Annotated in this window: 22 protein-coding genes; 10 read left to right on the plus strand and 12 right to left on the minus strand. The window is 72.7% G+C overall.

Going from position 1 to position 26,221, the window contains the following annotated elements:
• Window positions 1-34: 34 nt before the first annotated feature.
• The 3 genes from thpR to ACZ52C_RS18255 all read right to left on the minus strand — a co-directional run bounded on the left by thpR (window position 35) and on the right by ACZ52C_RS18255 (window position 3,209).
• A complete protein-coding gene (thpR, locus tag ACZ52C_RS18245) occupies window positions 35-607 on the minus strand; it encodes an RNA 2',3'-cyclic phosphodiesterase (protein WP_469075773.1) in 573 nt (190 codons plus the stop codon).
• Between the two features lie 142 nt (window positions 608-749).
• Window positions 750-2,096, minus strand: a complete 1,347-nt coding sequence (locus ACZ52C_RS18250; protein ID WP_469075774.1) for an MFS transporter — start codon at window positions 2,094-2,096, stop codon at window positions 750-752.
• 675 nt (window positions 2,097-2,771) lie between these two features.
• Window positions 2,772-3,209, minus strand: coding sequence for a MarR family winged helix-turn-helix transcriptional regulator (locus tag ACZ52C_RS18255; protein WP_045556052.1), 438 nt, complete (start codon window positions 3,207-3,209; stop codon window positions 2,772-2,774).
• A gap of 165 nt (window positions 3,210-3,374) precedes the next feature.
• Here ACZ52C_RS18255 and ACZ52C_RS18260 point away from each other — a divergent pair, with 165 nt between their 5' ends.
• Window positions 3,375-3,557 (plus strand): hypothetical protein, encoded by a 183-nt coding sequence (locus ACZ52C_RS18260; RefSeq protein WP_060884252.1) that lies wholly within the window; start codon window positions 3,375-3,377, stop codon window positions 3,555-3,557.
• On the opposite strand, the gene ACZ52C_RS18265 is transcribed toward ACZ52C_RS18260, so the two are convergent.
• Entirely contained in the window at window positions 3,550-4,965 is a 1,416-nt protein-coding gene (locus ACZ52C_RS18265; protein WP_469075665.1) for an NCS2 family permease, read from the minus strand. The genes ACZ52C_RS18260 and ACZ52C_RS18265 overlap by 8 nt on opposite strands.
• 148 nt (window positions 4,966-5,113) lie before the next feature.
• Between ACZ52C_RS18265 and ACZ52C_RS18270 the strand changes: the two genes are divergently transcribed.
• The 3 genes from ACZ52C_RS18270 (at window position 5,114) to ACZ52C_RS18280 (ending at window position 8,629) form a co-directional block, all read left to right on the plus strand.
• Window positions 5,114-5,419, plus strand: a complete 306-nt coding sequence (locus ACZ52C_RS18270; protein WP_469075666.1) for a DUF2530 domain-containing protein — start codon at window positions 5,114-5,116, stop codon at window positions 5,417-5,419.
• Between the two features lie 163 nt (window positions 5,420-5,582).
• On the plus strand, window positions 5,583-7,991 hold the full coding sequence (locus ACZ52C_RS18275; protein WP_469075667.1) for an HAD-IC family P-type ATPase: 2,409 nt from the start codon (window positions 5,583-5,585) through the stop codon (window positions 7,989-7,991).
• 281 nt (window positions 7,992-8,272) lie between these two features.
• Complete coding sequence (locus ACZ52C_RS18280; protein WP_469075668.1) at window positions 8,273-8,629, plus strand: hypothetical protein; 357 nt, start codon at window positions 8,273-8,275, stop codon at window positions 8,627-8,629.
• 73 nt (window positions 8,630-8,702) lie between these two features.
• On the opposite strand, the gene ACZ52C_RS18285 is transcribed toward ACZ52C_RS18280, so the two are convergent.
• The 5 genes from ACZ52C_RS18285 to ACZ52C_RS18305 all read right to left on the minus strand — a co-directional run bounded on the left by ACZ52C_RS18285 (window position 8,703) and on the right by ACZ52C_RS18305 (window position 16,185).
• Window positions 8,703-9,551 carry a hypothetical protein gene (locus ACZ52C_RS18285; protein ID WP_469075669.1) on the minus strand — a complete coding sequence of 283 codons (849 nt, stop codon included), beginning with the start codon at window positions 9,549-9,551 and terminating at the stop codon, window positions 8,703-8,705.
• Window positions 9,552-9,735: 184 nt separating this feature from the next.
• On the minus strand, window positions 9,736-10,659 hold the full coding sequence (locus ACZ52C_RS18290; RefSeq protein WP_469075670.1) for a hypothetical protein: 924 nt from the start codon (window positions 10,657-10,659) through the stop codon (window positions 9,736-9,738).
• 176 nt (window positions 10,660-10,835) lie between these two features.
• Window positions 10,836-11,624: a DUF5707 domain-containing protein gene (locus ACZ52C_RS18295; RefSeq protein WP_469075671.1), complete on the minus strand. Its 789-nt coding sequence runs from the start codon at window positions 11,622-11,624 to the stop codon at window positions 10,836-10,838.
• 181 nt (window positions 11,625-11,805) lie between these two features.
• A complete protein-coding gene (locus tag ACZ52C_RS18300) occupies window positions 11,806-14,955 on the minus strand; it encodes a sacsin N-terminal ATP-binding-like domain-containing protein (protein WP_469075672.1) in 3,150 nt (1,049 codons plus the stop codon).
• 300 nt (window positions 14,956-15,255) lie between these two features.
• On the minus strand, window positions 15,256-16,185 hold the full coding sequence (locus ACZ52C_RS18305) for a DUF3027 domain-containing protein (protein WP_469075673.1): 930 nt from the start codon (window positions 16,183-16,185) through the stop codon (window positions 15,256-15,258).
• Between the two features lie 685 nt (window positions 16,186-16,870).
• Between ACZ52C_RS18305 and ACZ52C_RS18310 the strand changes: the two genes are divergently transcribed.
• The 4 genes from ACZ52C_RS18310 (at window position 16,871) to ACZ52C_RS18325 (ending at window position 20,444) form a co-directional block, all read left to right on the plus strand.
• Complete coding sequence (locus ACZ52C_RS18310; protein ID WP_469075674.1) at window positions 16,871-18,217, plus strand: MFS transporter; 1,347 nt, start codon at window positions 16,871-16,873, stop codon at window positions 18,215-18,217.
• Window positions 18,218-18,291: 74 nt separating this feature from the next.
• Window positions 18,292-18,786, plus strand: a complete 495-nt coding sequence (locus ACZ52C_RS18315) for a hypothetical protein (RefSeq protein WP_469075675.1) — start codon at window positions 18,292-18,294, stop codon at window positions 18,784-18,786.
• A 16-nt stretch (window positions 18,787-18,802) separates the two neighbouring features.
• Window positions 18,803-19,555 (plus strand): futalosine hydrolase, encoded by a 753-nt coding sequence (locus tag ACZ52C_RS18320; RefSeq protein ID WP_469075676.1) that lies wholly within the window; start codon window positions 18,803-18,805, stop codon window positions 19,553-19,555.
• A 61-nt stretch (window positions 19,556-19,616) separates the two neighbouring features.
• A complete protein-coding gene (locus ACZ52C_RS18325; protein WP_469075775.1) occupies window positions 19,617-20,444 on the plus strand; it encodes a 1,4-dihydroxy-6-naphthoate synthase in 828 nt (275 codons plus the stop codon).
• A gap of 21 nt (window positions 20,445-20,465) precedes the next feature.
• Here ACZ52C_RS18325 and ACZ52C_RS18330 read toward each other — a convergent pair whose 3' ends face one another.
• Window positions 20,466-20,849, minus strand: coding sequence for a cold-shock protein (locus ACZ52C_RS18330; RefSeq protein ID WP_469075677.1), 384 nt, complete (start codon window positions 20,847-20,849; stop codon window positions 20,466-20,468).
• Between the two features lie 214 nt (window positions 20,850-21,063).
• Here ACZ52C_RS18330 and ACZ52C_RS18335 point away from each other — a divergent pair, with 214 nt between their 5' ends.
• On the plus strand, window positions 21,064-21,315 hold the full coding sequence (locus ACZ52C_RS18335; protein ID WP_469075678.1) for a hypothetical protein: 252 nt from the start codon (window positions 21,064-21,066) through the stop codon (window positions 21,313-21,315).
• Here ACZ52C_RS18335 and ACZ52C_RS18340 read toward each other — a convergent pair.
• Both ACZ52C_RS18340 and ACZ52C_RS18345 read right to left on the minus strand, forming a co-directional pair.
• Window positions 21,312-21,962 (minus strand): HAD family hydrolase, encoded by a 651-nt coding sequence (locus ACZ52C_RS18340; RefSeq protein WP_469075679.1) that lies wholly within the window; start codon window positions 21,960-21,962, stop codon window positions 21,312-21,314. The two genes, ACZ52C_RS18335 and ACZ52C_RS18340, sit on opposite strands and share 4 nt — an antisense overlap.
• Before the next feature lie 193 nt (window positions 21,963-22,155).
• Window positions 22,156-23,262: a hypothetical protein gene (locus ACZ52C_RS18345; protein ID WP_469075680.1), complete on the minus strand. Its 1,107-nt coding sequence runs from the start codon at window positions 23,260-23,262 to the stop codon at window positions 22,156-22,158.
• 229 nt (window positions 23,263-23,491) lie between these two features.
• Here ACZ52C_RS18345 and ACZ52C_RS18350 point away from each other — a divergent pair, with 229 nt between their 5' ends.
• Complete coding sequence (locus ACZ52C_RS18350; RefSeq protein ID WP_469075681.1) at window positions 23,492-26,182, plus strand: helicase-associated domain-containing protein; 2,691 nt, start codon at window positions 23,492-23,494, stop codon at window positions 26,180-26,182.
• Window positions 26,183-26,221: the final 39 nt, after the last annotated feature.

Genomic DNA, 26,221 nt, shown 5'->3' on the forward strand with positions numbered 1-26,221 from the left:
TCCACACCCCGAGCCTAACCGGCGGCCCGAACGGTCATCCGGCCGCCCCGAGCCCCCACCGCGCCACCGCCTCGTACCGCGGCTGCTCGCCCGCGACCCCGGAGGCCGGCAGACGGCTGCGCACCAACGCCAGCTCGGACACCGTCCACGAACTCCCGGCGAAGGCGTCGAGCACGGCGACGTGCGGCCGTACGTCGATGTCCTCCCGGCTGCGGGCCACCGTCAGATGGGGCGTGTACCGGCGGTGCTCCCCCATCGGCACCCCGGCCTTCCGCCCCGCCGCCTCCGCCCGGTCGGCCAGCATCCGCAGCGCGCGGACGTCCCCCTCGGCCCCCGCCCACAGGGCCCGCCCGCGCCCGAACCGCCCGCCGCCGCGCACCGCCAGCCGGAACGGCTCGCTCCGGCCCGCGGCACGCTCCAGCCGCCGCGACAGCTCCGGTACGACGTCCTCCTCGACCTCCCCGTAGAAGGCGAGCGTGAAGTGCCAGCCGGGCGGCTGGGTCCACCGCAACCGGTCCGCGTCGGTCAGCCGCTTCAACTCCCCGACCACCAGGCCGAGTTCCTCGACAACCTCAGGGGGCGGCAACACCGCGGCGAAGAGCCGCACGGTACTCGTCGTACTCATGGCCACCACCCTCGCAGTCCTAGGGCCTGTCGTTTGGATCACGCCTGGGCCGCGGGGCTCGGCACGCCCATCTGCCGCAATCAGGCGCTGTCGGCCGAAGTCGGCATGATCCAAACGACAGGTCCTAGGCCGCCCGCGTCACGGCGACATCCGTGTGGTCCGCGGCGGCTCGGGGCCGGGGGACGAAGCCGACCCGGGGATGCCCGTGGTGCCACCGCACCGAGAGCCGCATCCCACCGGCCCTGAGCAGGACCAGCCCCACGACGACCGTGGCGACCGTGGCGACGACACCGCCGGCGACGAAGCCGAGCCGGGGGCCGTACGCGTCGGTGACCCAGCCGGCGATCGGCGCGCCCAGCGGCGTACCGCCCAGGAAGACCATCATGTAGAGGGCCATGACCCGGCCGCGCATCGCGGGGTCGGTGTTCATCTGGATCGCCGTGTTGGCGGTGACGTTCACCGTCAGGCCGAACATCCCTATCGGCACCATCAGCAGGGCGAAGATCCAGTACGCGGGGGCCAGCGCCGCCACGATCTCCAGCAGGCCGAAGGCGAGCGCGCCGCCGATCAGGACGTGCAGCCGGGCGGTGCCGCGGCGGGCCGCGAGCAGGGCGCCGGCGACGGAGCCGACCGCCATCAGCGTGTTGAAGAGGCTGTACGAGCCGGCGTCCGCGTGGAAGACGTCGTCCGCGTAGGCCGAGAGCCAGACGGGGAAGTTGAAGCCGAAGGTGCCGATGAAGCCGACGAGCACGATGGGCCACAGCAGCTCGGGGCGTCGGGCCACATAGCGCAGGCCCTCGCGGAGCTGGCCCTTGGCGCGGGGGGCGGTGCGGACGGGGTGCAGGTCGCGGGTCCGCATCAGCAGCAGGCCGACGATGGGGGCGACGAAGGAGAGGCCGTTGTAGAGGAAGGCCCAGCCCGTGCCGACGGTGGTGATCAGCACACCGGCGACGGCGGGTCCGACGAGACGGGCCGACTGGAAGTTCGCCGAGTTGAGGCTGACCGCGTTCTGTAGTTGATCCGGCCCGACCATCTCGGAGACGAACGACTGCCGGGCCGGGTTGTCGACGACGGTGGCCATGCCCACGGCGAAGGCGGCCACGTACACGTGCCACACCTGTACCTGGTCGGAGATCGTCAGCGCGGCGAGCGCCAGGCCCGTCACCGCCATCGACGTCTGCGTCACGAACAGCAGGCGCCGCTTGGGGAACCGGTCGACGAGCACACCGCCGTAGAGCCCGAACAGCAGCATCGGCAGGAACTGGAGCGCCATGGTCACACCGACGGCCGTGGACGACCCGGTCAGGCTCAGCACCAGCCAGTCCTGGGCGATCCGCTGCATCCAGGTGCCGATGTTCGACACGACCTGCCCGACGAAGAACAGCCGGTAGTTCCGCACCCGCAACGACCGGAACATGGAAACCCGGGCCCCACCGTCCCCCACGGCCGTCGAGCCGCCGGGTTCGGCCACCTGCGCCGAAGCGCCACTGGGGGTGGGGATCCGCTCCGGAGAACCACCGGAGGCGGGGTCGTGTGCCGGAGCACCGCCGGACGCGGGGGCCTGCGCCCCAGAACCACGAGGCCCGGGGAGCGCCGCCGAGCCGCCGCCGGGCTCGGGAGCGTCCGCGGCAGGAGCGCCGGGCGCGACGGGTGCCGGTGCGGAGGAACCGCCCGGCTCGCGAGCGTCCGCCGCGGAGCCGCCGGGCTCCCGCACATGCGCCTGACCGTCGGTATCCGACCGGGCCGTCGCCCTCTCGGCCGCTCGGCCGGCGCCGACCGGCAGGTCAGCCGACCCCTCGGTCTCCCGGCCGGCGATGTCCGGCGGAGCCGTCTCGCTCTGGTGCTGGAGGCCGGCGGTATCCGGTGGGGCCTTCGGGGCTGTGGGGGTGGGCGGGGGCTCGTGGGTGGGCGGGGGTGCGGGGGCGGAAGGTGTTCCGGGGCCCGTACTCAAAGGGGTTCGCCTCCTTGCGCGAAACGCGTGTACGTCCTGGGGTTGCGTGAGCCTCACCGCTCCTGTTCTGTCTGCTGGTTTTCGGGTCGGCCCATGCCCGCCCCCTGGCGGCGCACAGGCTGGATGCCGGGGCGCACCGGCGGCCGTACCGGCGTGCCGCCACGGCGGCGGCGCACCCGGCGGCCGGGCCCCGGGTCAGAGGTGCGCGAGCTTCTCCAGCACCGGCGCGGCGGTCCGCAGCGCGGCCCACTCCTCCTCGTCGAGGCCCTCCACCAGCGACGTGAGGAACGCGTTGCGCTTGCGCCGGCTCTCCTCCAACATCGCCTCGGCCCGCTCGGTCTGGGTGACCACCTTCTGCCGCCGGTCCTCGGGATGCGGCTCCAGCTTCACCAGCCCCTTGCTCTCCAGCAGGGCGACGATCCGGGTCATCGACGGCGGCTGCACATGCTCCTTGCGGGCCAGCTCACCGGGGGTGGCCGTACCGCAGCGGGCGAGCGTGCCGAGCACCGACATCTCGGTCGGGCTCAGCGACTCGTCGACCCGCTGGTGCTTGAGCCGACGGGACAGGCGCATCACGGCGGAACGGAGGGCGTTCACAGCGGCCTCGTCGTCGCCATGGTTCAGGTCAGGCATGTTCTTTAGCCTAACTCATTACTCTCGCTAAAGACCACCGGTGGTCCACAGCCGTGCCCGTGAGCCCCGCCACTCATGCCGATCCAGCCCCTCGGATCACTCATTTGAGTGACTAGTACGCAGAACATGACACGACAGGCCAGAGCGCACCTGACCCTCGTACACATGGGGACCACTGTGCTCAGCCTGCGGATAGACGGGGAGCTGCTCGACCGGCTCCGGACCCACGCGGCGAAAAGGGGAATGAGCGTCCAGGACTACGTGATCGGGACGCTCATTCGGGACGACTTCGACGAGCGGTTCCAGACCGCCGTCGAAGAGACGGAGAAGTTCTACGGGGTCACGTGAGCCCCAGCGCCGGCATCAGGTAGTAGAAGAGGAAGACCGCCGACACCACGTACATCGCGACCGGAACCTCGCGACCCCGCCCCGCGGCCAGGCGCAGCACGACGAAGGTGATGAAGCCCATGCCGATGCCGTTGGTGATCGAGTAGGTGAACGGCATCATCACCATCGTCACGAAGGCCGGGACCGCGATCGTGTAGTCGGCCCAGTCGATCTCGCGGACGGAGTTCGCGAGGATCAGGAACCCGACCGCGAGCAGCGCCGGAGTGGCCGCCTGGGAGGGGACCATCGTGGCGACCGGGGTGAGGAACAGCGCGACCGCGAACAGCGCGCCGGTCACCACGTTCGCGAACCCGGTGCGCGCCCCCTCGCCCACGCCCGCCGTGGACTCCACGAAGCAGGTCGTGGCGGACGAGGAGCTGGCACCACCGGCCGCGACGGCGATGCCGTCGACGAAGAGCACCTTGTTGATGCCCGGCAGCTGACCGTCCGCGTCGGTCAGCCTGGCCTCGTCGCCGACGCCCATGATCGTGCCCATCGCGTCGAAGAAGCACGACAGCAGCACCGTGAAGACGAAGAGGACGCCCGTCAGCAGCCCGACCTTGCCGAAGCCGCCGAAGAGACTGACCTCGCCGAGCAGCCCGAAGTCGGGGGTCGCGACCGGGTTGCCGGGCCACTTCGGGGTGGTCAGGCCCCAGGACCCGGCCGGCAGCTTGGCGACGGCCTCGACGACCACCGCGAGCAGCGTCATCGCGACGATCGAGATGAGGATCGCGCCCGGCACCTTGCGCACGATCAGCGCGAGCGTGAGCAGCGCGCCGAGGACGAAGACGAGCACGGGCCAGCCGTCGAGGTGCCCGTCCGCGCCCAGCTGGAGCGGCACGGTCGTGTGCGCGGCGTCCGGGATCCGGGTGACGAAGCCGGCGTCGACCAGCCCGATCAGCATGATGAACAGGCCGATACCGATGGAGATGCCCTTGCGCAGGCCCAGCGGCACGGCGTTCATGACGCGCTCCCGCAGTCCCGTCGCCACCAGCAGCATCACGACGAAACCGGCCAGCACCACCATGCCCATCGCGTCCGGCCACGACATGCGCGGCGCGAGCTGGAGGGCGACGACCGTGTTCACGCCGAGCCCCGCCGCCAGCGCGATCGGCACATTGCCGATGACACCCATGAGGAGGGTGGTGAAGGCGGCGGTGACCGCGGTGGCGGTGACCAGCTGGCCGTAGTCCAGCTGATGCCCGTACATGTCCTTCGCGCTGCTCAGGATGATCGGGTTGAGCACGATGATGTACGCCATCGCGAAGAAGGTGGCGAACCCGCCCCGGACCTCGCGCGACAGCGTGCTGCCGCGCTCCGTGATCCTGAAGTGGCGGTCGAGGGTGCCAGGGGTGCCCTGCGGGGACATGCGAGACCTCATCCCCAACAGACCACCCGGCCGTTGTTGGAGTTTTCTACGAACAGAAGCAGCCAATCAGAAACCGTTTCAGTATGAACATACCTTGCGTCGAACGCCATCTCCGCGCGTAGACCCGCGCGCCTCGTAAGCTGTGCCCATGGCGAAGTGGACCCCCAAGCACGAGGCGCCGGAGCCCCTGGAGGGGCCCGTGGTCGCGACCATCACCGGCGGCACGATCCTGTGGTTCGTTCTCTTCGTCGTCCAGCTCCCGTTCTACGGCTGGTTCGAGGACCACGGGCGCACCTGGTGGATCTGGACCTGCCTCGCGGGCGGCGGGCTCGGCCTCTACGGCATCTGGTTCGTGCGCAAGCGGGACGCGGCCATCAAGCGGGACGCGGCCGCCAAGGGGGACGCGGCCACCGAGGAGGGCACCGAGGCCGCCGGCGCGGCACCCGCCGAATAGCCGCCCTCCACCCGCCGAACAGGCGCCCCCCACCCGGTCGTCCGGCCGGCCGGACGCTCCCGTACGACCACGGCACCACACCACCCCCTCCCCGTCCTCCCCAGGTCGGATCTTTCGCGCACTCGGTGGGTGAACCCCCAAATCCGCACGTAACGTCGAATGCATGACGCACATCGACGCGGGCACCGACCTCGATCCTGTGCACCCCACCACCGCCCCGGCCCCTGTGGACACGAGGCGGGCGCGCGGTCTGACGGCCGCCGAGGTGGCGAAGCGGGTGGCCCGCGGCGAGGTGAACGACGTACCCGCACGGAGCAGCCGCTCCACGGTGGACATAGTCCGGGCGAACGTCTTCACCCGGTTCAACGCGATCATCGGCGTCCTCTGGGTGATCATGCTCTTCGTCGCACCCGTCCAGGACAGCCTCTTCGGCTTCGTCATCCTGGCCAACACGGGCATCGGCATCGTCCAGGAGTGGCGGGCGAAGAAGACCCTCGACTCCCTCGCGGTGATCGGCGAGGCGAGGCCGACGGTCCGGCGGGACGGCGTCGCCGCGTCGGTCGGCACCTCCGAGATCGTCCTCGGGGACCTGATCGAGATCGGGCCGGGCGACAAGATCGTCGTCGACGGGGAGTGCGCGGAGACCGACGGCCTGGAGATCGACGAGTCGCTGCTCACCGGTGAGGCCGACCCAGTCGTCAAACAACCCGGCGACCAGGTGATGTCGGGCAGCTTCGTGGTCGCGGGCGGCGGCGCGTTCACCGCGACCAAGGTCGGCCGGGAGGCCTACGCGGCCCAGCTGGCGGAGGAGGCGAGCCGCTTCACCCTGGTCCACTCCGAACTGCGCTCCGGCATCTCCACCATCCTCAAGTACGTCACCTGGATGATGGTCCCGACCGCGATCGGTCTGATCATCAGCCAGCTGATCGTGAAGGAGAACGACGTCAAGGACTCCGTCGCCCGCACGGTCGGCGGCATCGTCCCGATGGTCCCCGAGGGCCTCGTCCTGCTCACCTCCGTCGCCTTCGCCATCGGCGTGATCCGTCTCGGCCGCAAGCAGTGCCTGGTGCAGGAACTGCCGGCCATCGAGGGCCTCGCCCGCGTCGACACCGTCTGCCTGGACAAGACGGGCACGCTCACCGAGGGCGGCATGGACGTCACCGAGCTGCGCCCCCTGGGCGGCGCGGACGAGGCGTACGTACGCCGGGTGCTGGGCGCCCTCGGCGGGTCGGACCCCCGGCCGAACGCCTCGCTCCAGGCGATCATCGACGCCTGCCCGGACGGCGACGACTGGCGCTGCACCCAGGCGCTGCCTTTTTCCTCGGCCCGCAAGTACAGCGGCGCGGCCTTCGGCGAGGGCGACGGCGCGTCCAGCACCTGGCTGCTGGGCGCCCCCGACGTCCTGCTCCCCGACGACGACCCGGCACTCACCGAGACCGAACGGCTGAACGAGGACGGGCTACGGGTCCTGCTGCTGGCCCGGGTGACCAGGGAGCTGGACGACCCCGACGTCGCGACCGGCGCGCACCCCACCGCCCTCGTCGTCCTCGAACAGCGACTGCGCCCGGACGCCGCCGACACCCTGCGCTACTTCGCGGAGCAGGACGTCCGGGCGAAGGTCATCTCCGGCGACAACGCGGTGTCGGTCGGCGCGGTCGCCGGAAAGCTCGGCCTGGCCGGTGAGGTGGTCGACGCCCGCCGGCTGCCCGCCGAGCACCCGGAGATGGCGACGGCCCTCGACTCGGGCACCGTCTTCGGCCGGGTGACCCCCCAGCAGAAGCGGGACATGGTCGGCGCGCTCCAGTCGCACGGCCACACGGTCGCGATGACCGGCGACGGGGTGAACGACGTCCTGGCGCTCAAGGACGCCGACATCGGGGTGGCGATGGGCTCGGGATCGGAGGCGACGAAAGCGGTGGCCCAGCTCGTCCTCCTGAACAACAGCTTCGCGACGCTGCCGTCGGTGGTCGCGGAGGGCCGCCGGGTGATCGGCAACATCACCCGCGTGGCGACACTCTTCCTCGTGAAGACGGTCTACTCGGTGCTGCTCGCCGCCCTGGTCGTCTGCTGGCAGGTGGAGTACCCCTTCCTCCCCCGCCATCTGACGCTGCTCTCCACCCTGACGATCGGCGTCCCGGCCTTCTTCCTCGCCCTCGCCCCCAACAAGGAACGGGCGAAACCCCACTTCGTCCGCCGGGTGATGCGCTACGCCATCCCGGGCGGCGTCCTGGCCGCCCTGGCGACCTTCGCCACCTATCTGCTCGCCCGGCACCACTACACGGGCGAGGGCGCGCTGGCGGCCGAGACCAGCGCCGCCACCCTCACGCTCTTCCTGATCTCCATGTGGGTGCTGGCCATCGTCGCCCGCCCCTACACCTGGTGGCGCCTCGGCCTGGTCGCCGCGATGAGCGCCTCCTTCCTGCTGGTCCTCGTCGTCCCCTGGCTCCAGGACTTCTTCGCGCTGCGCCTGGTCGGTACGACGATGCCGTGGACGGCGGTCGCCGTCGCGGCCGGGGCCGCCGCGGTCCTGGAGTTCCTGTGGAGGTGGGTGGACAGGCGCTTCCCCGCGTAGGGGAAACCGGACCCGCGCGGCCGGCGTCCTCGCCTCTGACCGATGTCGTCGCGAAGGGGAGAAGCGTCCTGTGAACCCGGATCAGCCGGTGGAGTTCCACGCCCCGTGCGGGCATCTGATCGCGGCCCCGGCCGATCGCGTCGGGCAGGACGTCCGCTGCCCCCACTGTCACCGGGTGGCCCGGGTGGCCCGGGTGCCCTCGCCCGACGTCCCCTACGCCGCGCCGGTGCCTGCCCGTCCCGGCCGGCACCGCCGAGCCGCCCGCGCTGACCGCCCTCTACGTGACCACGCTGATCGGGGGTCTCCTCGCCGCCGGGCTCGTCTACCTGGTCATGTTCGACGAGTTCTCCGAGTCCGAGCTGGTCTCGATCACCCCGCTGTGGTTCTTCCCGGTCGTCTTCGGCCTGTACGGCTTCGCCTCGCAGCGGCTGCTGCGCCACATCGCCACCGGCCGCGCGGGCACCCTCGGCGAAGCGGCCCGGATCTCCATCGACGTGGCCGGCCACTGGGCGGCGCTGGTGCTCTTCCCGTTCCTGGTGCTGAGGTGGCGCAGTTCCCTGCTGGTGTCGCTGGCGGCCGCGCTCTTCTGGGCCGTCCTGCTGTGGCTGTTCTTCGCCCTGCTCTTCCCGGCGCTCTGACCGTGCGGCGAGGGGTGCCGCGGCCGACGACCGACCACGACACCCCTCGCCGGACGCGAGCCCCGCGGGCCGGCTACTTCACGTCGACGTAGTCGCCCGTGGCGTTGACCGGGGCCGTCGTGGTGACGCCGGCGTAGCTGAAGCGCCAGTAACCGTCGTACGTGGCGGTGCCGGTGGCCTTCACGTTGCCGTAGGCGTCCGAGTAGACCGTCTTGACCGTGGTGTACGTGCTGGTGCCCGCCTTGCGGAACTGGAGCTTCACCGGCTGCTTGGCGAAGGCCTTGTAGGTGTGGCTCTGCCAGTCGGCGCGGGTGAGCTTGCCGGTCGCGGTGACGGTCCGGCCCTTGGTGACGGGCTCCGGCCCGGCGTTGACGGTCAGCTTCGCGAGGCGCTGGACGAGGGTGGAGGCCGACCCGCTCTGCTCCTTGTAGCCGACCTTGCTGTAGTCGATCTGGCTGCTCGTGGGGTCCTGGCCGTTGAAGGCGATGGCGTCGGCGCCCGTCTTCCAGGTCCCGGCCTGGGAGTTGAGCAGATCGCCCTCGCCCGGCCGGATGTCGATGGTGCCGGTGCAGCTCTCGGTGGTCGTGGTGGTGACCTTGCAGGTGGCGAAGTCGTCGCCGAAGAGCTGCGGGGTGCTGTCGTCGCCGAAGGTGCCGCGGTAGAGGAAGGGCTCGACGAAGAAGTCCCCGGCGGTGACCTTGACGTCCGACCCGTGCGTCAGCGTGAAGGAGACCGGGGTGCTGACCGTGCCGCCGACCCCGACCTTGACGGACTTGGCGATCTTGAAGTTCGAGAAGCTGACGTTCAGCGTGTACGGCGTACCGCTCGTCGCCGCCGCGTCGGCCGCCTGTGCGGCGGGCATCCCGAGGGTGGAACAGGCCAGGGCGCCGAGAACGGCGGCCACAGTGGCTCTTGTGCGCATGTGTTCCCCAAGTGGAGAAGAGTTGACCGTGGGGCCAGTCGGCCCGCCTGATCTGAACACGCGTTCCCACCACATACGGGACTCTTCGTCCACTTCTTACGAAAGTCCGACTCCGGCCTTACGAAAAGGGCGCCGGTCCGGGAGTTCCCGGACCGGCGCCCACACCTTTCACCGCAGCCTGTGGCTACTTCACGTCCACGGCGTCGGCCGCCGACGTCACGGCCGCCGTGGTCGAGGTGCCCGCGAAGACATAGCGGTACGTGCCGTCGACGGTCGCCTTGACGGTGGTCTTCAGGGCGCCCGTGGAGGACGACTTGACCGTCTTGACGTCCTTGTAGACGGACGTGCCCTTCTTCTTGAACTGCAGCTTCACGGCCTGACCGCCGTACGCCGGGAACTTGTTGGTCTCCCAGTTGGCGCGGGTCAGCTTGCTGGTGACCGTGAGGGTCTTGCCCTTCTTGACGGGCTCGGGGGCCGCGTTGGCGCCGGTGAGGCGTGCCTCGCGCTGCAGCTTGACGGTGCCGAGGCCGCCCTGCCAGGTCTCGCCCATGTCCGCGGCGTTCTCGTCGAACTGGATGGCGAGGCCGCCGGCCTTCCAGGTCTTGGCGTACGTGTTGACGAGTTCACCGTCGGCCGGCCTGATGTCGATGAGCGCCGTGCAGTTGGCGGTGGTCGCGGAAGTGGCCGTGCAGGATGCCGCCTCGTCGCCGAAGAGCACCGGGTTGTTCAGGGTGTCTTCCACCGAGGCGGGCACCGACTTGAGGTAGAGGAAAGGCCCGTTGGCGAAGTCCCCGTCGGCGATGTCCACGTCCGCGGCGTGCGTGAGCTTGTAGGTGACCGACACCGTGCGCTTCTTGCTCGCGCCGACGACGATCGGCTTGCCGCCGTTCACCTTCATGCCGGAGAAGGAGACGTCGGGGCCCGCCGCCGCGTCGGCGGTGGTGGCCGCGCCGAAGGCGGACGGCCCGGTGCCGGCGGTGACCGCTGCCCACTGCGGCGAGGTGGCGATGCCGTTCGACGAGTCGTCCGCGGCGTACACGGTCGGGGCGGCGAAGGCGGAGAGCGCGAGAACGCCGGAGACGGCGACCGCGGTGGTTCGGACACGCATGTGTTCCCCCGGTGGAAGGTGGGGCCCGACGATGATCGTCGTAGGGGCCCCGGCGATGGCGGGTCTGTCGACCCGCGTGATCTGTGCGTCAGGGAACGCGCCGGTGGGTCCGGCGCGTCCCCTGTCTCCCGCCGCGACCACTGCCGGGCGGGAGGGGTGAGCCAGGGGCTCGTCGCTTACTTCACGTCGATGGCGTCGCCGGCCGACGTCACGGCCGCCGTACCGGAGCTGCCCGCGAAGACGTAGCGGTACGAGCCGTCGGCGGTCGCCTTGACGGTGGTCTTCAGGGCGCCCGTGGAGGACGACTTGACCGTCTTGACGTCCTTGTACGCGGACGTGCCCGCCTTCTTGAACTGCAGCTTCGCGGCCTGCCCGCCGTACGCCGGGAACTTCTCCGTGTCCCAGTTCGCGCGGGTCAGGCTGCTGGTGACCGTGATGGTCGCGCCCTTCTTGACCGGCTCCGGAGAGGCGTTCGCGCCGGCGAGCTTGGTCTGGCGCTGGATCTTGAAGGTCTTGGCCGGGTCCTTCTCGACGTAGTCGAAGTCCTTGGCCGCGGCGAGCGCCCAGACCTTCCAGGTGCCGGCCACGGAGTTGATCAGGTTCCCCTGCGTCTCGACGGTGAAGCTCGCCTTGCAGGAGGCCGTGGTCGCGTTGACCTTCTTGCAGGTGGCGAGGCTCTCGCCGTTGCCGTTGGCGACGGCACCGCTGTCCGCCGTGTCCAGGCTCGCGCCGTGGTACAGGACCACGGTGACGTCCTTCAGGCTGATGCCCGAGTTGTCCGAGGCGTTGAAGGAGACCGAGAAGGTCTTCTTGCCGGAGCCGACGACGACCGGCTTACCGCCGTTGACCACGACGTTGGAGATCTTCGTGTCCCCAGCGGTCGGAGCGGCCTGCGCGGCCGGGGCGACGAAGGCGGTCAGAGCCAGGGCGCCGGTGACGGCACCCACGATGGCACGCTTGTGCAATGTGTTCCCCACGTAGAAGGGGACCCGCGGGCGAAGACAAGGCAGAAGTGCCGGCGCGCGGGGCCCGAGTGTCTGGAGAGCCGGATGGCTCACCAGACCAGACTCGGGGCCCCTGGGAATGGTTGTACGAGTTGTGGACAACCTTTGCGAATGTTGCGCAGATCACATCGCGGAGGTTTGGTCAGTCGAACCAGCGGTCCCGGGCCAACTCCTCGGTCCTGGACGGGTCTTCGAGCAGCGCGGCCACCTCGAAGCGTCGCGGCCACTGGCCCGCCGCCCAGGCCAGGCCGGCCGCGACGCCCTCCAGCGTGGCGGCGTGCAGCACGCCGTCCCGGGTGCGGCGCCAGTCCAACTCCACGCCGTCGACGACGAGTTCCTCGTGCTCGACATAGGACGCGGGGGTGGCCGGTCCGAGCAGGACCCGCACGGAGTCGGGCACCTCGTGTTCCGTGCCCTCCGAGTCGACCTCCCCGGTCACCGACTCGCTGAGCCGCCGCACCTGGAACAGCTCGGCCAACTCGGCGGCCCGCGACGGCCGTACGGGAAGCAGCGGCACACCGGAGGTGAAGGGCAGCAGGTCGGGCGAGTCGACGACCACGGCGCCGGCCGCGTCCACGACGGTCACCTCACCGTCCACCACCGCACGCAACTCATCCGGCAGGGTGACCTGTTCGGGGTCGAGGTCGGCCAACGCGCCGTACAGGCCGTGCAGTTGCGCGGCGGTCACCGGCAGGTCCGGGTCGGCCAGCCGGTCCAGCAGTTCGGCGGCGCCGCCCGGCTCGTCCAGCAGCGCGGTCACCGAGGTGCGCACCCCCAGCGCCCGCAGGACCTGCTCGTCGTCGAAGCCGGTGGCGTCGGCCTCGTCGTACAGACCGCGCAGCAGCGGGTCGCCGCCGGCCGCGAGCAGGCCCGCCGGGCGGCGGCCGTCGAGGACGGGGTTACCGCGCAGCCACCAGGCGGTGTAGGGGCGGACGGTCTCGTGCGTACCGTCCGGGAGCAGGATGCGCACCGGCTGCACCAGCGCGTCGCGCAGCGGCGGGCGGGCCAGCAGTGCGAGCGCCTCCGGCCAGCGGTCCTCGTCGACGAGGTCCAGGTCCCGCACGGCCACGATCTCCGTCGCGACCGGCGGCACCGGACTGTCCGGGAACCGGTCGAGGATGTCCTCGGCCCACACGTCCACCGCGTCCAGCAGCCCGGCGTCGTCGGGCTCGGCGAAGTCCCCGTCGCGCGGCTCCAGTTCGTCGGGGTCGAGGACGACGTCGGTGGCGCGCACGAGGGCGAAGTTGGCGAGGACACCGCAGGCGGCCAGGGGCTGTTCGCCCCAGCGGTCGGCCAGCTCGGCGTCGACGAAGGCGAGTTCGTCCTCGCGCATGACCCGGGCGAACGGGCTGCCGGGGAGGACCAGCTCACCGGCGGGGGCCAGCTCGCCGTCCTCGTCGGTCAGGGCGAGGGCGCCGAGCCAGGGTTCGTCGCCGGGTTCGAGGCCCGCGTCGCGGACCAGGGCGAGGACGAGGTCGGCCAGCTCGTCGGCGTCCGGCCGGCCGTCCTCCTCGTCCCAGACACCGCCGTCGTCGTCCAGGGAGGCCGCCACGGCGGCCCGTACCTGCGGGGTGGTGAGCACGGCACGCGGGGTCGCGGGCAGCGCGCCCAGCTTCTCCAGGAGCGGATGCGCGGCGTCCGGGTGCGCCACCTTCAGCCCGAGGCGGGCGAGGGTGTCGGGACGCGCCGCCTGCGGGCCGTCGGGGGACGGCAGGAGGATCTGCCGGGGCCCGATGGTGGTCCGTCCGTCCGCCAGCGGCACCGGCAGACCGGACAGCCGGTCCGGGTCGACCCCGGCGAGGCTGTCGTAGAGGCGCCGCCACCAGTCGGGGGCCTTCTCCAGCCCCGCGAGCCGGTCGATCGCGTCCCCCAGCGGCAGGCGCGCGACACCCAACGTCCGCAGCTCCGTGCGCCGTTCGAGCCCGGCGGGCAGCAGGCTGGGCAGGACGTCCGCGAGCACCTGGACGGTCTCCGCGCCGCCCCCCTCCACGATCTCGGCGTCACGGGGACGCAGCGCGGCGGACAACTCGTCCAGCTCGTCGTCGGGTTCGGGCATCACGGCACGCGGCAGGAACGCGGTCCGCGGCAGCCGTTCCAGGATCGCCTGCCGCAGCGCCCCGTCCAGCTCGCCCTTGCCCAGCGGGCCGGGCACCAGGTCGATGACGCCCTCGCTCACCGGCTCCCAGGCGGCGAGGAGCGCGGCGTACGCGTCCGCCGCGCGCTGCACGAGGAAGTCGGTGAGCGGCCCGGGCGCGGCGTGCCGCCGGGTCGTGTCGAGCGGGAAGGAGGCGATGAGCAGCGCGGGGACGCCGAGGGCCTCGTCGCTGGGGGTGGGCGCGTGCACGACGGGGCTGGTGCGCGGGCGGACCGGCGCGCCGTCGGGACCGGTCGGCACCGCCCAGGTGACGGACCAGTGCGGCCGCAGCCGCTCCTCGACGGACCGGTCGGCCAGCAGCGCGGCCTCGATCGCCCCGTGCTCGGCGACGGTACGCCAGCGCGTGACCCCGTCCCGCGAGTCCTCCACGACGACGTACGCCCCCTCCACGCGCCGTCGCAGCGTCCGCGCCTCGTCGGCGCCGACCTCGATGACGACCTCGTCGAGACCGGGCAGGGCCAGCAGCAGCGCGTCGTCGACCGCGTGCAGCAGCCGCTCGGCGAGATCGGCGGCGGCGGTGTCGCGCAGCGGCAGGATCACGACGGTGTCGTACGACTCCGGAGCGGACCCCTCGGCCGCGAACGGCAGCCGCAGCAGCGGCACATGACCGTCCCGGCGGCGGATCTCGTCACCCAGTCCCGGGCTGTGCCGGGCGGTGTCGGCGGCGAGCAGCCGGGCCTCGGCGAGCGAGAAGCGGATGCCGCCGTGCCGTCCGACGACGGCGGGCTCGTCGGTGACGGCGAGGACGGCGGCGAAACCGACACCGAACCGGCCCACCGCACCCTCGTGGCCGCCGGCCGGGGTGTCGCGCTTCGCGGACGCGCGGAGCGTGGACAGCGACTCCACACCGCCCGCGTCCAGCGGGGCACCCGTGTTGGCGGCGACGAGGACACCGTCCCGGAGGGTCAGCCGCAGCCGTCCCGGCACCTTGGCCTTGGCGGCGGCGTCGGCGGCGTTCTGCGCCAGCTCCACGACGAGGCGGTCCCGGTAGCCGCCGAGAACGAGGTCCTCCTCGGCGTTGGCGTCCTCGCGGAACCGGGCGGGACTGGTCGCCCAGGCGTCCAGCACGCCCCGCCGCAGTCGCGCCGTCCCGAACGGGTCCGCACCCTCGGCTGCCGGCCGCACGAACTTGCTCACGGTTCACTTCTCCCTGTCGCGTGTGACCACGAAGGTACCGGGTCGCCGCGCCGGCTTGGCCGTGTGTCCAGGGGGGTGGGGGGTAGCTGGTATGTCCGAGGGTGCGGGTGGGTGGGGGGCTCGCGCAGTTCCCCGCGCCCCTGGAAAAGCGGGGCTGCGCCCCGGCCTTTTCAGGCCCGCAGGGCCTGAAGCTTTCAGGGGCGCGGGGAACTGCGCGAGAAGCCGCAGCGGAGCCGCACCCGCCGACGCACCCGAACCCCCGAGCTGTCAGGCGAACCCGCGCACAGTGAACCGGCGACCCTACGAATGCCCCAGATCCGCCTCGGACTCGGCCTCCTCGGACACCGGCACCGACCCGGAATCCCGCGCCGGCCGCAGCGGGAAGGGATCCACCCGCGTCTCGTCGAGCCGCGGCGGAGCCGGCCGCGGCGGCGTCGGCATGACCGCCGCCTCCGAGTGCCCCCCGCACCCGTACGTCAGGGACACCATCCGCCCGTCCGCCGGCGCGAACTCGTTCGCGCAGACGCCGAAGGCCTGCCCGAGCGACCCCCCGATCGGCACAAGGAATCCACAGCTCACACACGAGGCGGGCGCGGCCTGGGCCATCGCGGTCTTGGCCCCGAAGCCCTCCTCCCACCGGTCCGCCGCCGTGTGCAGCCCGTAGCGGGACAGGACGCGCGCCCGGCGCATCCCCAGCTCCTCGGCGACCGCGGCGATCGACCCACGGCTCGGCGCGAGCGGCAGATTCGCCGGCACCCCGCCGGTGACCTCGGCGTCCTCCGCCTCCACCAGCTCTGCCATGTCGTGCGAGACCGGCGAGTTGGGCAGCGGTTCGTCCTCGCCGGAGTACCCGGGCTCCAGCCGCAGGTCCTCGGCATCGGTCGGCAGCAGGTCGCCGGGGCCCATGTCGCCGGGCCGCAGCCGCTCGCTCCACGGCACCCACTCCGGCGCGAGCAGCGCGTCCGGGCCGGGCAGCAGCACGACCTCGTCCAGGGTCACGACCTTCGCGCGGGAGGCGCGGGCGACGGTGACGGCCCAGCGCCAGCCGCGGTAGCCCATCTCCTTGCACTCGAAGAAGTGCGTCACGACACGGTCGCCCTCGGAGACGAGCCCCGCGTGCTCGCCCACCACACCGGGTGCGGCGGCCTCCTCGGCTGCGGAGCGGGCGAGGTCGACGGCCTCGGCACACAGACGGTCGGGGGTGCGGCTTCGCGTTGTCGCTGCGCTCACAGGTATCGCTTCTCTCCTACGCCGTCTCACGAGTGCGCCTCCCTCGGCGGGGGGTGCGGACGGAGCGGACCAGGGGGCCGCGTCGACGTCCGCGCCCGATCGCACTCGGGCGCACCTATGTCATCCATTCTGCGGGATGAACGAGAGGCGCGCGGCCGAGAACAACCGCCGCAGGCGCGCTATGCACGCTACCTTCTCCGAGGCTCCGCGCCCACACCGACGTAAGGGTTCCGCGATTCCGCTGCGCTCGGCTCTGGCCGGAGACCGGGGGTGAGGGCGGACTTCGGAGGGTGCGGACGGTTGGCGAAAAACCGCCTTGGCCTGCGGTGGGCTCCGCGGCGGCCGGTGCGGAAGCCGGGGTGACGTGGGCATGCGCGGGCCCGGTGGGGCTTCTCACGCAGTTCCCCGCGCCCCTGAAAAAGCAGGGGCTGCGCCCCGTGCTTTTCGGCCCGCAGCCCCGTTGCCTTTCAGGCCCGCAGGGGCCTGATGCTTTTGGGGGCGCGGGGAACTGCGCGAGAAGCCCCACTCACCCGCACCCGCCGACGAAACAGGCGCCCCCACCCCCAAGGCGCCCCCCACACCTCCCACGGCCATACGAGCGGTAACCGCACTACGCCCCGCCATCTCGGGGCACTATGACGGGGTGACCGGCGCCGAGCGGAGCGGAGCGCGCGGATCGGGTCGGATGACCGGCGTGGTCCGCTCGGTGGGCCGCGCCCTGCACCTCCCGTTCACCGGCCCCGCCCGAGGCATCCGCAAGGCCACCCACGCCCACGGCGCCGGCGAGTCCGGCCTCGGCAAACTCATCGAACTCCACGGAGTGAACGGCGCCGGCGACGTGATGATCACCGTCTCCCTCGCCTCCACCGTCTTCTTCTCCGTCCCCACCGACGAGGCCCGCGGCCGCGTCGCGCTCTACCTCGCCATCACCCTCGCCCCCTTCGCCCTCCTCGCCCCCGTCGTCGGCCCCCTCCTGGACCGTCTCCCGCACGGCCGCCGCGCCGCCATGGCCGGCGCCATGCTGACCAGGGCGTTCCTCGCCCTGATCCTGGTCGGTGCCGTCGAGACCGGCCGGATCGAGATGTACCCCGCCGCCCTGGGCGTCCTCGTCGCGTCCAAGGCGTACGGCGTCGTCAGAAGCGCGGTCGTCCCCCGTCTCCTGCCACCCCGGTTCTCCCTGGTGAAGGCGAACTCCCGGGTCACCCTCTGCGGTCTGCTCGCCACCGGCGTCGCCGCGCCCATCGGCGCCGGACTCCAGGCCCTCGGCCCCCGCTGGCCGCTCTACGGCGCCTTCCTGATCTTCGTGGCGGGTACGTTCCTCTCCTTCACGCTGCCCGCGAAGGTCGACTCGGCGAAGGGCGAGGACCGGGCCCTGCTCGCGGCGGACGCCGAGCATCTGCACGGCCCGCACCGCACCAGCACCCTCAAGCGGCCGGGCCTGCGGACGGTCGGCCCGGCGGTCACCCACGCGCTCGGCGCGAACGCCGCCCTGCGCGGCCTCTCCGGCTTCCTGATCTTCTATCTGGCGTTCCTGCTGCGCATCCACCCGCTGCACGGGCAGAGCGCGGCCCTGTCGCTGGGCATGGTGGCCGTGGCCGCCGGCACCGGAAACGCGCTGGGCACGGCGGTCGGCGCGTGGGTGAAGCAGCGCTCGCCGGAGCTGATCATCGTGACCGTCGTCGCCGTGGAACTCGCCGTGGCGATCCTGGCGGCGCTGTTCTTCGGCACGTTCTTCATCGCCGCGCTCGCCGCGGTCGCCGGGTTCTCGCAGGCCCTGTCCAAGCTGTCGCTGGACGCCCTGATCCAACGGGACGTCCCCGAACTCGTACGGACCTCCGCCTTCGCCCGCTCCGAGACCCTGCTCCAGATGGCCTGGGTGGTCGGCGGCGCCGTCGGTATCGCCCTGCCGCTCAACGGCACTCTGGGGATGGCCGTGGCCGCCGCGATCGTCGCCGCCGGCTGGCTCACCACGGTCCGCGGACTGCTCTCCTCCGCCCGGCACGGGGGTGCGCCCCGCGCCCGGGTCGCCTGACCGGGCACCCGGCCGATCCGGCACGCCGTACCCCACGTAGGGGCACCCCTGGACGGGCCAGATAGCCTTCGCCCATGACCTTCCAGCCCCGCGGCGGAGCCGCTCGTCGACACAACCGTCGCGCCGCAGCCACTCTCGGCGCTGTCTCCGCCGGACTTCTCGTCCTGTCGGCCTGCGACGAGCCGACGCCGATGGCCACCGTCACGATCGGTACCGACTCGATCAGCTCCGAGGCCGCCTGCCACCGCACCCTCACCGCCGAGCAGGCCGTGGAGTGTGCCAAGGAGAAGCCCTCCAAGTCCGTCGAGCTGCCCGATGACGAGACCCTTCGCATCGGCGTCGACCCGGAGGTCGCGGACGCGGGTTGGACCCTGTGGATCGACGGGCGGCCGGTCGTCAACGAGACCTTCGACAAGACGTACAAGGCGTTCCCCAACCCCGGCCTCTTCGCGACCCAGCCCGGGCAGGCCGCCCCGAAGTCGCTGACCATCAGCGTCGTCCAGCAGAACGACGAGGGCTCGAAGATCGAGGGCGTGTGGAACTTCAAGCTGGAGAACCCGGACGCCTGATCCACCGCCGACCCCCATGCGCATCCTCGTAGCCACCGCCGTCCCGGCCGAACGGGACGCGGTGGCACGAGCGCTTCCGGCCCCGGCGACCGAGACCCGCCTCCCGGCCGCCACCCTCCACCGCTTCCGCCCCACCGCCCACGCCCCCGGCACCCTGCCCGCGCCCCCCACCGGACCGGAGTACGACCTCCTCGCCGCCGGTGTGGGTCCCGCGCTCGCCGCCGCCTGCACCGCCGGCGCGCTGACCGCCGCCGTCCTGGAGGGCAGGCCGTACGGGCTCGTCGTGTCCGCGGGGATCGCGGGCGGGTTCCTGCCCGAGGCGCCGCTCGGCTCGCTCGTCCTCGCCGCCGAGATCACCGCCGCCGATCTCGGCGCCGAGACACCGGACGGCTTCCTCCCGGTCACCGACCTGGGCTTCGGCACCGTCACCCACCACCCGCCGCGGGACCTCGTACACGCCGCCGCGACCGCCACCGGCGCCCGCACCGGCACCGTGCTCACCGTCTCCACGGTCACCGGCAGCGCCGAACGCGCGGCCGCCCTGCGCGCCCGCCACCCCCGCGCGCTGGCCGAGGCGATGGAGGGCTTCGGGGTCGCCGAGGCCGCAGCCGCGCACGCCACGCCCGTCCTGGAACTGCGGGCCGTCTCCAACCCCGTGGGCCCGCGCGACCGCGCCGCCTGGCGGATCGGCGACGCCCTGACCGCGCTCACCACGGCCTTCGGGAAGCTGACGCCCGTACTGGAGAGTTGGGACCCATATGAGCCCTGATCCGAGCACGAGCCCTGACACGAGCCCCGCGAGCGCGCCCGAGGCGACCGGCCCGCTGCGGATGGCGTACTCGCCCTGTCCGAACGACACCTTCGTCTTCGACGCCTGGGCGCACGGCCGGATCCCGGGCGCGCCCGCGCTCGACGTGACGTTCGCGGACATCGACATCACCAACGGGATGGCCGAACGCGGCGACCTCGACGTACTGAAGGTGTCGTACGCCGTCCTGCCGTACGTCCTCGACGAGTACGCGCTGCTGCCGTGCGGCGGTGCGCTCGGGCGGGGTTGCGGTCCGCTGGTGCTGACGCGGGAGCCGGGCGCGGACCTCACCGGCCGTACGGTGGCCGTGCCGAGCGAGCGCTCGACCGCCTATCTGCTCTTCCGCCTCTGGGCGGCGGACACCCTGCCCGGCGGGGTCGGCGAGATCGTGGTGATGCCGTTCCACGAGATCATGCCGGCCGTGCGGGACGGGAAGGTCGACGCCGGACTCGTGATCCACGAGGCCCGCTTCACGTACCAGAACTACGGCCTCCACAAGCGCGCCGACATGGGCGAACACTGGGAGGACACGACAGGGCTGCCGATCCCGCTCGGCGCGATCATCGCGAAGCGCTCACTGGGGCGGGAGACCCTGACGACGCTCGCCGACACGATCCGCGCCTCCGTCCACGCGGCCTGGGACGACCCCGAGGCCTCCCGCCCGTACGTCCTGGCACACGCCCAGGAGATGGATCCGGCCGTCGCCGACCAGCACATCGGGCTGTACGTCAACGAGTTCACCGCCGACCTCGGCGAGGACGGTTACGCGGCGGTCAGGGGGCTGCTCACTCGCGCGGCGGCCGAGGGACTGCTGCCGCCCCTCGGCCCGGACGCGCTCGAATTCCCTTGAGAGGGACGGGAGTCGGCGGGGTCACACGTCCAACTGGTCGGCCACGGCGCGCAGCAGACCGGCGATCTTCTTGCCGGCGGCACGGTCGGGATAGCGGCCCCGCTCCAGCATCGGCGTGATGTTCTCCAGCAGTGTGGTCAGGTCCTGCACGATCGAGGCCAGCTCGTCGGGCTTCTTGCGCTGGGCGGCGGCGACCGAGGGGGCGGCCTCCAGGATCGTCACGGAAAGGGCCTGGTCACCGCGCTGACCGGCGACGACGCCGAACTCGACCTTCTGGCCCGGCTTCAAGGTGTCGACACCGGCGGGCAGTACGGAGGAGTGGACGAAGACGTCACCGCCGTCGTCGCGGGAGAGAAAGCCGAAGCCCTTCTCACTGTTGAACCATTTGACCTTGCCGGTAGGCACGTCTGTCCTCGTCCTCGTACTCGTCGGAAACTGCGTCTGAAAGGTGTTCGAAGGTGTTCTGAGTGTGTTCTGAACGTGGTATCGGTGTGCGCAAACTGCTCTGGACAGCACTACAGCGGGTCGTCGGACCCGCCGGTCCCCAGCCTATTGGTCCGGGGGCGGGTGACAAGACGTCGGCCGACTGTTCCCTCGCGCTGGGAACTACCCTGGTCGGGTGCGTGACAAAACCCAACCGAATTCCGCCGAACCCGGTGACCGACTGATCCGAGTCGGCGGCATCGTCTTCATCATCGGCGCGGTGGCCACACTCGTCACCGTGGCCCCGCTCCTCCTCGGAACGACGCCGTTCCCCACCTACATGTTCGTTCTGAGCATGCTCATGGGGGTCGGATTCCTCATCGCCGGCGCGGGCGTCCTCCAGTCCGTCGCGGCGGGCCGCCGAAGGGCCCGCGAGGCGCGCTTCTAGCGAAGGGCCCGCAGGGCACGTTTCCAGCCTCGGTGCGCGGCGAGCCACGCGGGGAAGGCCGTCAGGTCCGCGAGGACGACGTCGGCGCCCGCCTCGCGCAGCTCGCGCTCGTCGCAGGGGCCGGTGGCGACGGCGACCGAGTACGCCTCGGCCGTGCGCGCGCCCCGTACGTCGCCGGTGTGGTCGCCGACGTACACGCTCGCGCCGTACTCGCGCAGCGCGTCCGCCTTGGCCTCCGCCCACAGGTCGCCGACGAGCACGTCGGGCTCGATGCCGAGGTGTTCCAGGTGCAGCTTCGCGTTCGGCTCGTACTTGGCCGTGACCACGATCGCCCGGCCCCCGGCGGCCCGGACCGCCGCGATCGCCTCCGGCGCACCCGGCATCGCGGGGGTCGCGGCGATGGCGATCGACGGGTACATCTCCCGGTAGAGGTCGGCCATGGCCGGGATCTCGGCGGCCGGGAACCAGTGCGCCAGCTCGTCCGCCAAGGGCGGTCCCAGCCGGGTGATCGCGAGGTCGGCGTCTATGTACGCACCCGTCCGCGCGGCCAGCGCCACGTAACAGGCGTGGATCCCCGGCCGCGAGTCGATCAACGTCATATCGAGATCGAACCCGACGGTCAGCATGCGAGAACTCATGCGGTCCATTGTGGGGGCGGGGTGGGGCGGGGTGCGTTGTCGGGTGCGGGTGCGTGGGGCTTCTCGCGCAGTTCCCCGCGCCCCTAAAAGCATCAGGCCCCCGCCGGCCTGAAAGACCACGCACGGCCTCGCGGGCCTGAAAAGCATGGGGCGCAGCCCCTGCTTCTCAGGGGCGCGGGGAACTGCGCGAGCCACCCCCAGCTCACCGAGGCCGCTGCGACCGCCACAACAGATAGAGCGCGGACGACACGGCCGCGACCCGCAGCACCCACGGCCATGTCTCCGCCAACGCCCCGCTCATCTGCCCCTGGGCGATCGGATCCCCCCAGCGCCCGTCGCTGCGTCCCCACAGCCACACCACACCCCCGGCGGCCACGACACCGGGAACCCCCATCACCGCCCACTTCGACTCCGAGGGCGTCAGCCTCCGCGAGAGGTAGGCGATCAACCACCCCAGCCCCAGCGGCACCAGACTCCCCATCACCGCCCCCGCGACCAACAGCACGGCCGCCAGCAACAGCAGCGGATTGCTCCACCCCCCACCCGCGGGCCGCAACCGGGGCAACGGCACCCACCGCCGAGCCGGGGCCCGAACCGTGGCCTCCTCCTCCGCCTCGCCCGCCGAAGCCGCCGCCCCCTTCTCGACGACCGCCCCGCGCTCCCCGCCCTGCGCCCGGTCCCCGGCCCCGTCCCCCTCCCCCTTCACCGGAGGCGGCTTCAGCAGCTCGGGGATCTCCACACCCCCGACGAACCCCGGTACGGAGTCCCCGAGTCCGAACCCGATGTCACCGCCGGGCACCCCGCCCCCGCCGACCCGCCACCAGTCGGGCTGGGCGTCCCCCTCCCCCAGCTCGTGCAGCGGAGCGAGATGCGGTGGAACGGCGCCCCCGGCCACCGGCGGCGGCACGGGATCGGAGGAACGCGGTCGCGGCACGACCCGCCGCAGCCCCCTGGACAGCCCCTTGGTCCGCTCCCCGGCGTCCCTGGCGCCCTTGGTGTCCTTGGCGTCCTCGTCGGCCGCGTCCCCGCCGGTCACCCGCTGCACGGGCACGGCGGCGGCCGGCGGTTCCGGTACGTCACCGGGCGCGCCCGCCGCCTCCACGATCTCGTCCGGCGTACCCAGGCGGGCGATGATGCGGCGCACGGCGGCCGGGCTGTCGACCGGCGCCTTCGCCCGCCGCCGGTCGATCTCGTCCCGCAGCCCCGACACCAGCCGCATCCGCGTCGACGACGGCAACTGCCGCTGCTGGGCCAGGTCACCGACCCGGCTCAGATACTCGTAGACGACCTGGTCGCTCTCAATCCCCACGAAGCCCCTCCGGGGTTGGCGCGCGTACTTCCTCCCGACGGTATCGCTTCCGGGGAGGGCCCTCAGGCGCCGGACAGGCAAGGGGCGCAGCCCCTGCCGTTCAGGGGCGCGGGGAAGGCGCGAGCAACCACGACCCACCCGCACCCGCCGACGAAGCAGGCGCCCCGAGCCATGCGGCACCCCAAGCCAAGAGGCGCCCCCGTCCGGCGCAGCCGCTACCGTTGGCCGGATGAGCACCGAGGAGCAGTTCCCCACGGAGGCGGCGCCCGCCGGTGGCGCCCCCCGTTCGCTGGCGGAAGCCCTGCGCGGGCGGGACGACCGCTCGCTCGCCGTGCTGCTCCGGGCGCGACCGGACCTCATCACGCCCGTGCCCACCGACCTGACCCAGCTGGCGACCCGCGCCGGTACCCGCGCGTCGGTCGTCCGGGCCCTGGAGCGGCTGGACCGGTTCGCCCTTCAGACCGCCCAGGCCCTGGCTGTGGCGGCGGACCCGGCGTCGTACGACGAACTCGCCTCCCTGCTGGCCGGTGACGACGCGGACCCCGCTGTCACCGCCGCGCTGCCCCACGCCCTCGGCACCCTGCGCGACCAGGCCCTCGTATGGGGCCCCGAGCACCGGCTGCGTCTGGTCCGCACGGCCCGTGAGCTGCTCGCGCCCTCGCCGCAGCACCCCTCCCCCACCGGCCTCGGCCCGACCGTCGCGGAGGCCACGGCGGGCATGTCGCCGGGGCGGGTCCAGGAGATCGTCGCGGCGGCCGGCCTGGCGAGCACCCATGACTCGGTCTCGGCGGTCACCTCCCTCGCGGCGCTCTTCACCGACCGCCGCCGCATGGCCGCGCTCCTCGCCACCGCGCCCGCGGAGTCCCTCGACGTCCTGACCCGGCTGGTGTGGGGGCCGCCGTACGGCCAGGTCACCGCCAACCCCGCGCCGCATCTGCGCTGGCTGCTGGACCGGGGGCTGCTCCTGCCGACCGCACCCGGCACCGTCGTCATCCCCCGCGAGGTCGCCCTGCATCTGCGGACGGGCCGGGCGCACCGGGACGTCCAGCCGGTGCCGCCGCCCGTCGAGGCGTCGGGCACGTACCGTCCACAGGTGGTGGACGCGACGGCGGCCGGGCAGGCGTACACCGCGCTGGCGACCGTGGAGGAGCTGCTGAAGGACTGGGACGAGGGCGGTCCCGGTGTCCTGCGTGCGGGCGGGCTCAGCGTGCGGGACCTGAAACGGACCGCGGTGGCCCTCGACCTGCCCGAGCCGGTCGCCGCCTTCTGGGTCGAACTCGCCTACGCCGCCGGGCTGTTGGCCTCCGACGGCGAGGCCGACGAGCGGTACGCCGCGACGCCCGCGTACGACGAGTGGCTGGAGCTGCCCGCCGCCGACCGCTGGGCGCGGCTCGCCACGGCCTGGCTGACGGCGACCCGTACGCCGGGCGTGATCGGGGAGCGGGACGCCAAGGACCGTACGCTGTCGGCGCTCGGCCCGGGGCTGGACCGGTCGGCCGCGCCCGAGGTGCGCCACCGGGTCCTCGCCCTGCTCGCCGGGCTCCCCGAGGGCACCTCGGCCACCCCCGACTCCGTCCTGGCCCGCCTCCACTGGGAGCGCCCCACGCGCGGCGGCCAGCACCCCCACCAGGCCCCCGCACAGTCCTCGCCGGCGCAACAGCCCCCGCAGTCCCAGGCGTCTCAAGCAGCGCCGGCCTCGTCGGCGTCCCAGCAACCGGGCGCCCGGTCGCGGCAGGGCGAGGATCTGCGGGCCCGGATCGCCCGGTGGACCCTGTCCGAGGCCGAGTCGCTCGGGATCACCGGCCGCGGCGCGCTGTCCTCGCACGGCCGCGCGCTCCTCGGGCTCCCCGACGAGGCCCCCGCCCCGGCCGAGCTGCCGGAGACCCCCGGCGACAAGCTGCCGGCCCACCACGTGCCCCTGTCGCACCCTCCCGCGTCCGCGCCCGCCCCCGACCCCGTCGCCGAGCGGGCCGCGGCGGCGGCCCGGGCCGCCCGGCTGCTCGCACCGCTGCTTCCCGAGCCGCTGGACCACGTCCTGCTCCAGGCGGACCTGACGGCCGTCGCGCCCGGACCGCTGAAGCGTCCGCTGGCGGACATGCTGGGGGTGCTGGCGGACGTGGAGTCGAAGGGTGGCGCGACGGTGTACCGGTTCACGCCGGGGTCCGTACGCCGAGCCCTCGACGCGGGCCGCAGCGCCTCCGACCTGCACGACTTCCTGACCGCCCACTCCCGTACGCCGGTCCCGCAGCCGCTCGCGTATCTGATCGACGACGTGGCCCGGCGCCACGGCCATCTGCGGATCGGCGCGGCGTCGGCGTACGTCCGCTGCGACGACGACGCGATGCTCAGCGAGATCCTCGCCGACAAGCGCTCGCAGGGGCTCGGGCTGCGGCGGCTCGCGCCGACCGTCCTCGCCGCCCAGACCGACCCGGCGGCGCTCCTCGACGGGCTGCGGGCGATGGGGTACGCGCCGGCCGCCGAGTCGGCGGAGGGCGATGTGCTGATCACCCGGGCGCACGCCCGCCGCACCCCGCCCCGGACGGCCCCGGAGCCCGTCCCGGACGGCCCCCCGGCCCCGGACGACACCCTGCTGGGCGCCGCGATCCGCGCCATCCGCGCCGGTGACCTCGCCTCCACCACGCCCCGTCGACCGTCCGGCGGTCCGGCCACCGCGCCGGGCGCGCTGCCCCGTACCGGCTCCGCCGAGACCCTGGCGACGATGCAGGCCGCCGTCCTCACCGGCGAGGCCCTCTGGATCGGCTACGTCAACGCCGAGGGCTCCGCCAGCCAGCGCGTCATCGCCCCGGTCCGCGTCGAGGGCGGCTTCGTGACGGCGTACGACCACACGGCGGACGAGGTCCGCACCTTCCCGCTCCACCGGATCACGGGCGTCGCGGAGCTGGCGGACGACTCGACCTGACCCACCGGGTCCGGGTGACGCCGTTGATCAAACCGCCTC

This window comes from Streptomyces sp. NPDC034049, assembly GCF_055575575.1.